This is a genomic window from Streptomyces pactum (assembly GCF_016031615.1).
Lineage (GTDB): Bacteria > Actinomycetota > Actinomycetes > Streptomycetales > Streptomycetaceae > Streptomyces > Streptomyces pactus.
In genome coordinates, this window is the sequence record NZ_JACYXC010000001.1 from 4,823,529 (window position 1) to 4,837,458 (window position 13,930).

Below are 13,930 nucleotides of genomic sequence, written 5' to 3' on the forward strand. Positions count from 1 at the left end.
ACCGTGACTACCACCGCATCGACCAGCCATCATCTGTCGCCCGCCTTCCCCGGCAGGGCCCCCTGGGGTACCGCGAACAAGCTGCGCGCCTGGCAGCAGGGCGCGATGGAGAAGTACATCCAGACCCAGCCCCGCGACTTCCTCGCGGTGGCCACCCCCGGCGCCGGTAAGACCACGTTCGCCCTCACCCTCGCCTCCTGGCTGCTGCACCACCACGTGGTCCAGCAGGTCACCGTGGTGGCGCCGACCGAGCACCTGAAGAAGCAGTGGGCGGAGGCGGCGGCCCGGGTGGGCATCAAGCTGGACCCCGAGTACAGCGCCGGCCCGCTGGGCCGCGACTACCACGGGGTCGCCGTCACCTACGCCGGTGTCGGCGTCCGCCCCATGCTCCACCGCAACCGCTGCGAGCAGCGCAAGACGCTGGTCATCCTGGACGAGATCCACCACGCCGGTGACTCCAAGTCCTGGGGCGAGGCGTGTCTGGAGGCGTTCGAACCGGCCACCCGGCGGCTCGCCCTCACCGGTACGCCGTTCCGCTCCGACACCAACCCGATCCCCTTCGTCACCTACGAGGAGGGGAACGACGGCATCCGCCGCTCGGCCGCCGACTACACCTACGGTTACGGCAACGCCCTCGCCGACGGTGTCGTCCGCCCGGTGATCTTCATGAGCTACAGCGGCAACATGCGCTGGCGCACCAAGGCCGGTGACGAGATCGCGGCGCGGCTGGGCGAGCCGATGACCAAGGACGCCATCTCCCAGGCGTGGCGCACCGCGCTCGACCCGCGCGGCGACTGGATGCCGAACGTGCTGCGCGCCGCCGACCAGCGGCTCACCGAGGTCCGCAAGTCCATCCCGGACGCCGGCGCGCTGGTCATCGCCACCGACCAGGACTCCGCCCGGGCGTACGCCAAGCTGCTCCGCGAGATCACCGGCAGCAAGGCCACCGTGGTCCTCTCCGACGACTCCGGCGCCTCGCAGCGGATCGAGGACTTCAGCCACAACGACGACCGGTGGATGGTCGCGGTCCGCATGGTGTCCGAGGGCGTGGACGTCCCCCGGCTGGCGGTGGGCGTGTACGCCACCACCATCTCCACCCCGCTGTTCTTCGCCCAGGCCGTGGGCCGCTTCGTACGGTCCCGCCGGCGCGGCGAGACCGCCTCCGTCTTCCTCCCGACGATCCCCACGCTGCTGGGGTTCGCGGGCGAGATGGAGGCCGAGCGCGACCACGTCCTGGACAAGCCGAAGAAGGACGGCGAGGAGGACCCGTACGCCGAGGAGGAGAAGCTCCTCGCCGAGGCGGAGAAGCAGCAGGACGAGGACACCGGTGAGCAGGACATGCTGCCCTTCGAGGCGCTGGAGTCCGACGCGGTCTTCGACCGGGTGCTCTTCGACGGCGCCGAGTTCGGCATGCAGGCCCACCCCGGCAGCGAGGAGGAGCAGGACTACCTCGGCATCCCCGGGCTCCTCGAACCCGACCAGGTGCAGTTGCTGCTCCAGAAGCGGCAGGCCCGGCAGATCGCGCACAGCCGCAGGAAGCCGGACTCCGAGGCCGACCTGCTGGAGCTGCCCGCCGAGCGGCGCCCGGTGGTCAGCCACAAGGAGCTGATGGAGCTGCGCAAGGAGCTGAACTCCCTGGTGGGCGCGTACGTCCACCAGACCGGCAAGCCGCACGGCGTGATCCACACCGAGTTGCGCCGGGCCTGCGGCGGACCCCCCAGCGCCGAGGCCACCCCGGGCCAGATCCGCGAACGGATCAAGAAGGTCCGGGAGTGGGCCACCCGTATGCGGTGAGGGCGCGGCCGGGCCGGGAGCCCGGCGCGGCTCGGTGCGCCCGGCGGTTCCGGGGCCCGATGCTTCGGCCGGCCCGATGCTCCGGCCGGTCCGGCGGTCCGGGTTCCGGTCGGGCCGGCGGTCCGGGCGGCCGCGCCGGTTCCGGCCGGCCCGGGGCCGCGGGCGGGTGGTCCCGGGGACTCGCGCTCCGGGCCGGGCCGGCCGCGGTCCGTCCCCCTCGGCCTCCGGCGTCCGGCCCGCCGCCCCGCACCTCCGGCCCGCGGTCTCCGGGGCCCGGTGCCCTGGCTTCCCCCGGACGTCCGCGCGACCGGCGCCGGACCCGGGTGCCGGGCGCCGGCCGGCTCTCCGTCGGCCGGTCCAAGCGTCGGGTCCCCGTCGTCGGCCCCCCGCCGGCCCCCCGCCGGCTCTCCGTCCGCCGATCCATCGGCCGGGTCCCCGTCGCCGCCCGGCAGCCGGGTTTCCCTCGCCGGCCGACCGTCATTCGGTACGTCCCGTCCCGGATGGCGGCCAACCCGCCGCGGACCGGGGCGCGGACGTAACCCGGTGGCTCGGGGTCCGCAAGTCGTTTCACCGCTCTTCATCAAGCTGCCATGAACGGCGGCATCCAGGTGCCCCGAAACGGGGCGATCCCCCGCGTACCGGGCGGTCCCCGCTGACACCCGGTGTCACCTCCGCTCGGATTCTGGACGAACCCTTCCGCTGAGCGGACCGGCTCGCTAGGTTGCCGCTACGCACACGCCCCGTGGCAGCGCCGCCGCGGAGCGCAGCCGGTGCGTTCACCCGCGACCGGCGGCCTCTTCCGCGCGCCGTCGCCGGGACCGAGACGCATCCGCGTGAAGGAGCCGTCACCCACACCGAGGAGGGGGCGTCGTGACCGCGGAGACCTCCCAGACGCTCGACCGAGGGCTGCGCGTCCTCAAGCTGCTGGCCGACACCGACCACGGGCTGACCGTCACCGAGCTGTCCAACAAGCTCGGCGTCAACCGCACCGTGGTGTACCGCCTGCTGGCCACGCTGGAACAGCACGCGCTGGTCCGCCGGGACATCGGCGGACGTGCCCGGGTCGGGCTCGGGGTACTGCAACTGGGCCGTCAGGTCCATCCGTTGGTGCGGGAGGCGGCGCTCCCCGCGCTGCGCTCGCTCGCCGAGGACATCGGGGCGACCGCACACCTGACCCTGGTGGACGGCACCGAGGCCCTCGCGGTCGCGGTCGTCGAGCCCACCTGGACCGACTACCACGTGGCCTACCGGGCCGGATTCCGCCACCCGCTGGACCGGGGAGCCGCGGGCCGGGCGATTCTCGCCGCCCGTTCCGGCAGCGCCGACTACATCCTCACCCACGGCGAGCTGGAGGCCGGGGCGAGCGGCGCCGCCGCCCCGCTGCTCGGGGTCACCGGGATAGAGGGCAGCGTCGGCGTGGTGATGCTCTCCGACTCGGTGCCGGAGCGGGTGGGGCCCCGGGTGCTGGACGCGGCCCGCGAGGTCGCGGACGCCCTGCGCTGACGGACCGGACGCGCCGCACCCGGCCGGACGGGGGTGCGCCGGACGGCGCCCGTGCGGTGCCCGGCGGGCCTGCGGTCACGGGCGGCGAGCGGGCGGGCGTCGGCCGGGCGTGCTGTGCCGGCCGGGGGCCGTGCGTGTGCCGGCCCGGTGTCCGGTGCCGTACCGGTGCCCGCGGGCCGGTCCGGTCCGCGGCGGCCGGGCCCCGGCCGCCGGACCGCCCCCGCCACGGGTGGCGGACGGTGGACGGGCGGCCGGTGCCCCGCGACGGCGGCACCACCCGGCGGCGCCGGGTGGTGCCGGAGTGAACTAGATTCCTCCCATGCCCGCCGAATTCCGCGTCTCCCGCCGCGCCTGGACCCTCGCGGTCTGCGGCGTGATCGTCGCCGCGCTGCTCGCGGTCGCCGCGCTCGTCCCGCTGCCGTTCTCGATCGCCGTGCCGGGCGGCACGGTCAACGTGCTCGGGAACGACCGGGGCAAGCCGGTGATCTCCATCTCCGGGACCGCCACCCGGAAGACCACCGGCCAGCTGCGGATGACCACCATCGTGGCGACCGGGCCGGACGCCACGATCCGGCTGGGCGACGTCCTCGACGGCTGGTTCGACGAGGAGCGGGCCGTGCTGCCGCGCGACTCGGTCTACCCGGTCGGCGACAGCGTCGAGGAGATCGAGCGGCACAACCTCGCGGACATGCGCGAGTCCCAGGACGACGCGACCGCCGCCGCCCTGCGCTACCTCAACCGGTCGGACGACGACATCGACGTCCGGCTGCGGCTGGCCCACGTGGGCGGCCCCAGTGCCGGACTGCTGTTCTCCCTCGGGATCATCAACAAGCTCGACGGCGACGGCCGCGGCGGCGACCTCACCGGCGGCCGGACGATCGCCGGCACCGGCACCATCGCGCCGGACGGCACCGTCGGCCCGGTCGGCGGGGTGGAGCTGAAGACCCTGGCCGCCCGGCGGGACGGCGCCACCGTCTTCCTGGTGCCGAAGGACGAGTGCTCGGAGGCGAAGGCCAACCGTCCCGAGGGCCTGAAACTGGTACCGGTCACCGAGCTGAAGGACGCGGTGTCCTCCCTGCGGGCGCTGTCCACCGGCAAGGGCGAGGTCCCCAGCTGCTGAGCCGGCCGGCCCGTCCGGGTCCGGTGTCCCGGCCGGCCCCGGACGGGCAACGCCGTACCACCCGCTGCCGCCCGGCCGTGCCGAAACCTTCCGCCCCGGCCCGCCCCCGGCCCCACCCGCCCGGCCGTCAGCGCCGGCCGGGCCCGGCCTCCTCCGGACTGCCCTCCGGCGAGGGCGCCGCCGGGCCCTGGGCCGCCGCCTGCCGCACCAGCGGGATGATCCGCAGCGGCACCGGGTTCTCCATCACGATCGCGGTGGAGGCGCGCATGATCCCCTCGAACCCCACCACCAGGTCGATCACCCGTTGCAGGTCCGCGTTGGAGCGGGCCACCAGCCGGCACAGCATGTCCCCGTGGCCGGTGATGGTGTGCAGCTCCAGCACCTCCGGGACGGTGGTCAGGTGCGCCCGGACGTCCGAGCCCTGGCCCTGCTTGATCTCCAGGGTGGCGAACGCGGTGACCGGGTAGCCGAGGGCCGCCGGGTCCACGTCCGGGCCGAAGCCCCGGACCACCCCCTTGGCCTGGAGACGGTCCAGCCGGGCCTGCGCGGTTCCCCGGGCCACCCCGAGGCGGCGGGACGCCTCCAGCACGCCGATGCGGGGTTCCTCCGCGAGCAGTTCGATCAGCCGTCCGTCCAGTCGGTCGATTCCCATGGGTATCCCCTTCCACCGCCACTGATGCTGGTCATCCTGTACAGAACGTCCGACCAAACGCCGGTAACACTAGGCAGAATGTGCAGTGAAATCCACAACTATTGCGCACCTTGCGGAACAGCGGGAACCTGCGGCCATGACTGAGACCATCGATCAGGCCCCCCACACCGCCCGGCAGGCCGACCCCTTCCCGGTGAAGGGTATGGACGCGGTCGTCTTCGCCGTCGGCAACGCCAAGCAGGCCGCCCACTACTACTCCACGGCCTTCGGCATGAAGCTGGTCGCGTACTCCGGACCGGAGAACGGCAGCCGTGAGACGGCCAGCTACGTCCTCGTCTCGGGCAACGCCCGGTTCGTGTTCACCTCCGTCATCAAGGCCACCACCGACCGCGGACGCTTCCTGGAGGAGCACGTCGCCGCGCACGGTGACGGCGTCGTCGACCTGGCCATCGAGGTGCCGGACGCGCGGGCCGCGTACGCCTACGCGGTCGAGCACGGCGCCACCGGCCTGGAGGAGCCGTACGAGGTCAAGGACGAGCACGGCACCGTGGTCCTCGCCGCCATCGCCACCTACGGCAAGACCCGGCACACCCTGGTGGAGCGCAGCGGCTACGACGGCCCCTACCTGCCCGGCTTCGTGGCCGCCGCCCCCATCGTCGCGCCGCCGGAGAAGCGTTTCTTCCAGGCCATCGACCACTGCGTGGGCAACGTCGAGCTCGGCAAGATGGACGAGTGGGTCGGCTTCTACAACAAGGTCATGGGCTTCACCAACATGAAGGAGTTCGTGGGCGACGACATCGCCACCGAGTACTCCGCGCTCATGTCCAAGGTGGTCGCCGACGGCACCCGGAAGGTGAAGTTCCCGCTCAACGAGCCGGCCATCGCCAAGAAGAAGTCGCAGATCGACGAGTACCTGGAGTTCTACGGCGGCCCCGGCGTCCAGCACATCGCGCTGGCCACCAACGACATCGTCGCCACCGTGCGGGCGATGCGCGCGGCCGGTGTGCAGTTCCTGGACACCCCCGACTCGTATTACGACACCCTCGGCGAGTGGGTCGGTGAGACCCGGGTGCCGATCGACACCCTCCGCGAGCTGAAGATCCTCGCCGACCGCGACGAGGACGGCTACCTGCTGCAGATCTTCACCAAGCCGGTGCAGGACCGGCCGACGGTCTTCTTCGAGATGATCGAGCGGCACGGCTCGATGGGCTTCGGCAAGGGCAACTTCAAGGCGCTCTTCGAGGCGATCGAGCGCGAGCAGGAGAAGCGCGGCAACCTCTGACCGCCCGCCTCCGGCGGCCCGTCACCGACCGGAGGCGCGTCCACCGGCCGGTGGCCGGCACCGACCGGCAGCCCGGCGCCGACCGGCGGCCCGCCCACCGACCGGCAGCCCGTCCGGGCCCGGCACCCGCGCACCGCGCGGCGTGCCGGGCCCGCGGCGTGTCCCGGCCCGCGGCGTGTCCCGGCCCGCGGCGTGTCCCGGCCCGCGGCGTGTCCCGGCCCGCGGCGTGCCGGGCCCGCCCGGACCGCGGACCGGACCACCGGCCGGAGCGGCGGCCGGGACGGGCCAGACGGGACGCCGCGCCTGCGCGCCGGGACGCCGTGCCTCCGGACCCCGGCCGGGCCGGCTCCCCCGGGGGCGCGGTGTGCCGGGTGGCGTACCGGCCCGGCGTGCCTCCCGTCGCCGGCCTTCCCCGCCGGTCCCGGGGGTGCGAGGCTGGTCCCATGGCCGACCTGATCGCATCGCTCCGCGCCGGTCTCCCCGCCGGGGCCGTCCTCACCGATCCCGACGTCACCGTCTCCTACGCCCGGGACATGGCGAGTTTCTGCGCGGCCGGCCGGCCCGCCGCCGTGGTGCTGCCGCGCACCGTCGAACAGGTCCAGCACGTCATGCGGACCGCGACCGAGCTGCGCGTCCCGGTGGTCCCGCAGGGCGCGCGCACCGGGCTGTCCGGCGCCGCCAACGCCTCCGACGGCTGCATCGTGCTGTCGCTGGTGAAGATGGACCGGGTGCTGGAGATCAACGCGGTGGACCGGATCGCGGTGGTGGAGCCGGGCGTCGTCAACGCCACGCTCTCCCGGGCGGTGCTGGAGCAGGGCCTGTACTACCCGCCGGACCCGTCCAGCTGGGAGCAGTGCACCATCGGCGGCAACATCGGCACCGCCTCCGGGGGGCTGTGCTGCGTGAAGTACGGCGTCACCGCGGAGTACGTCCTGGGGCTGGACGTGGTGCTCGCCGACGGACGGCTGCTGAGCACCGGCCGCCGGACCGCCAAGGGGGTCGCCGGTTACGACCTCACCCGGCTCTTCGTCGGTTCCGAGGGCAGCCTCGGCGTGGTGGTGAAGGCCGTGCTGGCGCTGCGGCCCGCACCCCCCGAACAGCTGGTGCTCGCCGCCGAGTTCCCGTCCTCGGCCGCCGCCTGCGAGGCGATCTGCCGCATCATGGAGCGCGGCCACGCGCCCGCCCTGCTGGAGCTGATGGACCGCACCTGCGTGCGGGCCGTCAACGACCTGACCGGGATGGGGCTGCCGGAGTCCACCGAGGCGCTGCTGCTCGCCGCCTTCGACACCCCCGACCCGGCCGCCGACCTGGCCGCCGTGGCCACCGTGTGCACCGAGGCAGGCGCCACCGAGGTGGTCCCGGCCGACGACGCCGCCGAGTCCGAGATGCTGCTCAAGGCGCGCCGGACGACCCTCACCGCGCTGGAGGCCCTCTCCTCCGCGACGATGATCGACGACGTGTGCGTACCGCGCTCCCGGCTCGCCGAGATGATCGACGGCACCGCGGCCATCGCCGACAAGTACCGGCTGACCATCGGGGTCGTCGCGCACGCCGGGGACGGCAACACCCACCCCACGGTCTGCTTCGACGCCGCCGACCCGGACGAGTCCCGCCGGGCCCGCGAGTCGTTCGACGAGATCATGGCCCTGGGGCTGGAGCTGGGCGGCACCATCACCGGGGAGCACGGGGTGGGGGTGCTGAAGAAGGAGTGGCTGGCCCGGGAGCTGGGCCCGGTCGCCCTGGAGCTGCAACGCGGCATCAAGCAGGTCTTCGACCCGCTGGGCCTGCTCAACCCGGGCAAGGTGTTCTGACACCACCGGCCGGCCCGCGTACGGCCCGAACGCTCCGGACCGTGCGACCGGACCGGGTCCGGCGGCACCCCGGCCCGGACCACCCCCGTGCGACTCCCGACCCGTACGGCCCCCGCCCCCGGCACCGGAGGTCCGGTGCCGGGGGCGGGGATGCGCCGGGGCGGGGCGGGCGCCGGCCGGGAGGTACCGGTCCGGGCGCCCGCCGGCGGGCGTCAGCCGTCAGCCGTCGGGCCGGTCAGCCGTTGGCGCAGTACTGGGACTCCTTGCCGATGGCCCGGTACATGCAGTCGCTGTACTCCAGAAGCTGCAGCACCGCCTCCCGGTTGCGGGCGGTCTCCCGCTCGATGACCTCGTCGGGCGGGTAGAAGCCGCCGCCGCCGGCCGAGCCCGGGTACATCTCGAAGGTGTAGGCGAAGATCTTCTGGTTGCCCCACAGCCAGTCGTCGATGGAGCCGTCGGTGACGTACAGGTCACTGGACTGCTCGGGGGTGTAGCCGTTGGTCGCCGCCATCTTGCGGCCGATGGTGGAGAACACGTTGTGGTCGTCCTGGGTCAGCCCCGGGGCGGTGTCCGCGGTGGTGTAGCCGTACGGCCAGAGCACCAGCTCGGAGTAGGTGTGGAAGTCGATCGCCGACCGGATCTGCTGCTTGCCGCCGACCACCCGGCTGCGCACGAAGTCGGCGACCACCTTCACCTCGGGGGCGGACTCGGCCGAGGCGCCCCGGTAGGTCTCGGAGCTGGTGGAGCCGGAGGAGCCGCCGCAGCAGGCCCACTTGTAGTTCCAGTTGCGGTTCAGGTCGGTGCCCACGTACGACGAGCCGGAGTTGGGCTGCCGGTTCTTCCGCCAGCTGCGGTAGGAGCCGGAGGCGATGTCGTACTCCCCGCCGTCCGGGTTGACGTCCGGCACGATCCAGATCTCCCGGCCGTTGACGGCGTTGGTGACGCGGGAGTCGGACCCGTAGTCCTGGGTGAACTCCCGGATCAGGTACAGCGCCATCTCGACGGTCAGGTGCTCGCGGGCGTGCTGATGGTGGGTGAAGAGCACCTCGGGCTCGGCCTCGTCGGTGGCCACGTTGTCGCTGATCTTGACCGCGATGATGTCCCGACCCTGGTACGACTTGCCGATCACCCGCTTGCTGATGATGTTCGGGTACTGCGCGATCGCCGCGTTGATCTCGGCGTTCATCTCCGCGTAGTTGTGGTAGCGGGAGTCGGCCGACGGGAAGTCGTACGGGGTCACGCTCCGGCCGCCGCTGCGGTCCGGCGGGCCGGCCAGCGCGGTCAGCTCGTACCCGAGGGCGCGCAGCGACCGCGCCTGCCGGGTGTCGGCGGTGACCACCAGGGACCGGTCGTGCACCTCGTCGATGGACACGCCGGTGGCCGCGATGGTGCCGCGCTGGGCGACGGTGGTGCGGCCGGCCACCTCGTACTGGCGGGGGATCTCCTCGGCGGCGGTGGTGGCCGGGGCGGCGCGCCCGGATCCGCCGGAGTCGTCGGCCTGGGCGGCGATCGGCACGGCCAGGGCGAGGGAGAGGAGGGCGGCAAGGGCGGTCACGCCTCTGCCGCGGATGCGAAGACGCATGGACTTCTCCTGGGGGGTGAAGTGCTCCTGGGGGGTGAGGTGCGTAGCGACAGCCCAGTGTTCGGCCATGCCCATGACACGGTCAAGGGGGCCCGTTGGTCGGAATCCGCCAACTTCCGTCCGCCTTCCGGGCGCCGCCGGGCCGGCCCGGGGACCGGGACCGCCCGTGCGGCCCGGCACCGGTGCGGGGGAGGGGGGAAGTGCGGTACCCGTGGGGCATCAAAGCCGACCACTTCTCCCCATTGGAGGCGGCAGATGACGCGGACCGGACCGGACAGCGGGCGGCACGGCACGGCGGCAGCGGCGGACGGTGCCCCGCCGCCCGTCCGGCGCGGCGGCTGGCGGCACATCGGCCCCGGCATCGTGGTGGCGGCGACCGGGGTCGGTGCCGGTGACCTGGTGGCGACCCTGGTCGCCGGGAGCGAGTACGGCTACACCCTGATGTGGGCGGCGGTGCTGGGGTGCCTGGTGAAGATCTCCCTCGCGGAGGCCGCCGGCCGCTGGCACCTGGCCACCGGGCGCACCCTGTTCGAGGGCTGGCGCAGCCTCGGCGCCTGGACCACCGGGTACTTCGCGGTCTACGTGGTGGTGTGGGGGTTCGTCTACGGCGCGGCGGCGATGTCCTCCAGCGCGCTGCCGCTGGCGGCGCTCTTCCCCGGTGTCATGGACCTCAAGGTGTGGGCGGTGCTCACCGGGCTGACCGGGCTGGTGTTCGTCTGGTTCAACCGGTACGCGGTCTTCGAGAAGGTCATGACGGTGCTGGTGGGCGTGATGTTCACGGTCACCGTCTACCTCGCGGTACGCGTCGGGCCGCGGCTGGACGAGGCGTTCGCGGGGCTGGCCCCGGCGCTGCCGGACGGCTCGCTGCTGTACACCCTGGGTCTGGTCGGCGGGGTGGGCGGCACCATCACCCTGGCCGCGTACGGGTACTGGGTGAACGCCAAGGGCTGGACCGACAGCGGCTGGATGCGGGTGATGCGGCTGGACAACCGGGTCGCCTACCTCACCACCGGGGTCTTCGTGGTGGCGATGCTGGTCGTCGGCGCGGAGCTGCTGCACTCCTCCTCGGTCGCGCTCGCCTCGGGCGACAAGGGGCTGCTCGACCTGGGTGAGGTGCTCGCCGCGCGCTACGGGGAGGCCACCGCGGACCTCTTCCTGGTCGGCTTCTTCGCCACCTCCTTCACCTCGCTGATCGGGGTGTGGCACGGGGTGAGCCTGATGGTCGCCGACTTCGTGGCCCACTACCGCGGCGGCGGGTCCGGGCGCGGCGCGGCAGACGCGGGCGCGGGGGCCGGCGGCCCGGAGGGCGAGCACCGGACGGAGGACGGGGCCGCGGGGGCCGCGGCGGCCGCGGGCTCCGGGGACGTGAGCCCCGAGAGCGCGGGCCGGGCGCCCGGTGGGGGCGACGGGGGTCCGGAGCCCGTCGCGGGCGACGGGCGCGCCGCACGGGGGGCGCGGGCGGTCGCGGCGCGCGAGCGGTCCCGGCCGTTCCGGCTCTACCTGCTCTGGCTGACCTTCCCGCCCATCTCGCTGCTCTTCCTCGACCAGCCGTTCGCCCTGGTCATCGGGTACGGGGTGCTCGGCGCGTTCTTCATGCCGTTCCTCGCCGTCACCCTGCTGTGGCTGCTGAACACCGACCGCACCCCGCGCGCCTGGCGCAACGGCCCGGTGAGCAACGTGATGCTCGCGGCGGCCGGGCTGCTGTTCCTGGTGCTCTGCGTGCAGCGGGTGCGGGACCTGCCCTGGTGACGCCGGACGGCGCCGGCGCGGCCCGCCGGCCGGGGCCGTGCAGCAGGCCCGGAACGCGGAAACCGCCCGTGCCGTCCGTGCGCCGGAGCCGCCAGGAACGGCCGAACCGCCGGCACCGGGGGACGAGGAAGCCGGTGCCGGCGGTGGTCCGAGGGGGCCGGGCGGTGGCGGACGCGGCCGGCGCGCGGTGCTGCCGTCCGCGGATCGGCGGTCGCCGCCCGCGGGCCCGCGGTGACGGGCCCGCCGGACACGGCGGTGGTGCCGCCCCACCGGGGCGGCACCACTCACCGGGCCGGGGTGCCCGAGGGGTTTACGGCAGGTTGCGGACGTGCGGGCCGACCACGTTCGACCAGGCGTTGCCGCTCAGCGCGTCCCAGTTGGTGGACCAGGTCATCGCGCCGCGGATCGACGGGTAGGTCTTGGCCGGCTTGAAGGTGCCGCAGTTGGTGCCCCGGGCCAGGCAGTCCAGGGCGTTGTTCACCACGGTGGGGGAGACGTACCCGCCGCCCGCGCCGCGGGTGGAGGCGGGCAGGCCCAGCCCGACCTGCGAGGGGTCCAGGCCGCCTTCGAGCTGGATGCAGGCGAGCGCGGTGAGGAAGTCCACCGTGCCCTGCGAGTACACCTTGCCGTCACAGCCCAGCATCGAGCCGCTGTTGTAGTACTGCATGTTGACGACGGTGAGGATGTCCTTGATGTTCAGCGCCGTCTTGAAGTACTCGTTCGAGGTGGACTGCATGTCGATGGTCTGCGGCGCCATGGTGATCACCAGGCCCGGAGCCTTCTGCGACAGGGAGCGCAGCGCCTGCGTCATGTAGGTGGAGTTCAGCCCGTTCTCCAGGTCGATGTCCACCCCGTCGAAGCCGTACTCCTGCATCAGCGCGTGGATGCTGTTGGCGAAGGCGTTGGCGGCGGCGGAGCTGTTCACCGCCACGCTGCCCTTCTCGCCGCCGACCGAGATGATGACCGACTTGCCGGCCGCCTGCTTGGCCTTGATGTCGGCCTTGAACTGGTCGACGGTGTAGCCGTTCAGCCCGGCCGTGTCCAGGTTGAAGGTGACGGCGCCGGGCGTGCCGGTGGCGTCGGCGAAGGCGACCGCGATGATGTCGTAGTTCGACGGCACGTCGCTGATCTTCTGCACCGTGGCGCCGTTGTTGAAGTTCTGCCAGTAACCGGTGACCGCGTGCTTGGGCACCGGGTGCGGCTGGCCGCCGCCCGGCCCCTCGGCGGTGCGGCCGGTGACCGCCGCCGACTTGGGCGACTCACCGGCGGAGTTCACCGCGGAGACCTGGAACTGGTACGAGGTCGCCGGGGTCAGCCCGGTGACCGTCGCGGAGGCCCCGGAGACGGACTGCACCCGGGTCCCGTCGCGGTAGACGTGGTAGCCGGTCGCACCGGTGACCGGGCTCCACGACAGGTCGATGGAGGTGGACGTGGCGGTGCCGGTCCGCAGGCCGGAGGGGGTGGCCGGCACCGGCAGCTGGGGCCCGCCCGGTCCGGTCAGCGAGATGTCGTCGGCGTGGTAGGCCGGCTGGCCGTACCAGCCGTGCGTGTAGACCGTCACCGAGGTGGTGTTCGGGCCGGTGCGGAACTGGGTGGTCAGCTGCCGCCAGTCGTTCGCGGAGGAGGTCCAGGTGGAGACGTCGGTGGTCCCGGTGCCCTTGGCGCCGAGGTAGATGTAGGAGCCCTGCACCCAGCCGCTGAGCTTGTAGTCCGAGTTCGGCTGGACGGAGACGGTCTGCGAGCACAGCGCCTGGTCGGTGCCGGCCGGGGTGGCCTTCAGGGCCGACGTGCCGCTGTGCACCGGGCTGCTGACGGTGGTGCCGCTGCCGCCGGAACACGTCCAGCCGTCCAGGCCGGTCTCGAAGCCGGGGTTGCGGGCCAGGTTGGTGTCGGCCGCGGCGGCCGACCCGCCCAGGGCCACCAGGCCGGTCGTCGCCAGGGCCGCCGAGACGGCCGCGGACGCCGCGCGGGACAGGGAGCGCCCGCGCCGGCGGCGGCCGGCGCCCAGGGCGCGTGGTGCACGGTGCATGTCTGCCTCCGTGGGGAAGTGGGGTGGGAGTGAAGCGGTGCGTGGGGAGGGGTGCCGGGGAGCGGGGGAGTCCGGTGTCCGGGGAGGAGCCCGGGCCGGCGGACGGGGGGGCGGGGGCGTGGGGCGGGGCGGGACGTGGGTGGGGCGGGGACGGGGTGCCCGGGGAAATCCGGGCAGGGGACGGCCGTGGAGGTGCGGGGAAGTGCCGGCGGGCACGGTGAAGTACGGGCAGGTGCGGGGAAGTTCAGACAGGTGCGGGAGGTGCGTGGGGAGTGTTCCGCCGGCGGTGGCCGTCTGGGCGTACAAGGTGGTCCAGACCAATGCCGTTGTCAAGACGTCGCGCACACACGCTCCGTGACGGGAGGGGAACTGTTCTCTCGCGCGGCATTGGTGGATAAGGTGCTGAAC

The 13,930-nt window shown here is 73.5% G+C and carries 9 protein-coding genes; 6 read left to right on the plus strand and 3 right to left on the minus strand.

What is annotated here, in order from left to right:
• Positions 1-3: 3 nt before the first annotated feature.
• From IHE55_RS18930 to IHE55_RS18940, 3 genes are all read left to right on the plus strand, one after another.
• Positions 4-1,794: a DEAD/DEAH box helicase gene (locus IHE55_RS18930; RefSeq protein ID WP_197990099.1), complete on the plus strand. Its 1,791-nt coding sequence runs from the start codon at positions 4-6 to the stop codon at positions 1,792-1,794.
• Positions 1,795-2,664: 870 nt separating this feature from the next.
• Positions 2,665-3,297, plus strand: a complete 633-nt coding sequence (locus tag IHE55_RS18935) for an IclR family transcriptional regulator (RefSeq protein ID WP_197990100.1) — start codon at positions 2,665-2,667, stop codon at positions 3,295-3,297.
• 319 nt (positions 3,298-3,616) lie between these two features.
• The gene (locus IHE55_RS18940; protein WP_197990101.1) at positions 3,617-4,417 is read left to right on the plus strand and encodes a S16 family serine protease; all 801 of its coding nucleotides are present in this window, start codon (positions 3,617-3,619) and stop codon (positions 4,415-4,417) included.
• A 127-nt stretch (positions 4,418-4,544) separates the two neighbouring features.
• Here IHE55_RS18940 and IHE55_RS18945 read toward each other — a convergent pair whose 3' ends face one another.
• The gene (locus tag IHE55_RS18945) at positions 4,545-5,069 is read right to left on the minus strand and encodes an Lrp/AsnC family transcriptional regulator (RefSeq protein WP_197990102.1); all 525 of its coding nucleotides are present in this window, start codon (positions 5,067-5,069) and stop codon (positions 4,545-4,547) included.
• A 136-nt stretch (positions 5,070-5,205) separates the two neighbouring features.
• Here IHE55_RS18945 and hppD point away from each other — a divergent pair, with 136 nt between their 5' ends.
• Both hppD and IHE55_RS18955 read left to right on the plus strand, forming a co-directional pair.
• Positions 5,206-6,351, plus strand: a complete 1,146-nt coding sequence (hppD, locus tag IHE55_RS18950; protein ID WP_197990103.1) for a 4-hydroxyphenylpyruvate dioxygenase — start codon at positions 5,206-5,208, stop codon at positions 6,349-6,351.
• Positions 6,352-6,794: 443 nt separating this feature from the next.
• Positions 6,795-8,162 (plus strand): FAD-binding oxidoreductase, encoded by a 1,368-nt coding sequence (locus IHE55_RS18955; RefSeq protein WP_197990104.1) that lies wholly within the window; start codon positions 6,795-6,797, stop codon positions 8,160-8,162.
• Positions 8,163-8,397: 235 nt separating this feature from the next.
• Here the strand turns inward: IHE55_RS18955 and IHE55_RS18960 are convergent, their stop codons facing one another.
• Positions 8,398-9,744 (minus strand): M14 family metallopeptidase, encoded by a 1,347-nt coding sequence (locus IHE55_RS18960; protein WP_197992107.1) that lies wholly within the window; start codon positions 9,742-9,744, stop codon positions 8,398-8,400.
• Between the two features lie 255 nt (positions 9,745-9,999).
• On the opposite strand from IHE55_RS18960, the gene IHE55_RS18965 reads away from it, so the two are divergent.
• A complete protein-coding gene (locus IHE55_RS18965; protein WP_197990105.1) occupies positions 10,000-11,493 on the plus strand; it encodes an Nramp family divalent metal transporter in 1,494 nt (497 codons plus the stop codon).
• A gap of 310 nt (positions 11,494-11,803) precedes the next feature.
• Here IHE55_RS18965 and IHE55_RS18970 read toward each other — a convergent pair whose 3' ends face one another.
• Positions 11,804-13,522, minus strand: coding sequence for a chitinase (locus tag IHE55_RS18970; RefSeq protein ID WP_197990106.1), 1,719 nt, complete (start codon positions 13,520-13,522; stop codon positions 11,804-11,806).
• Positions 13,523-13,930: the final 408 nt, after the last annotated feature.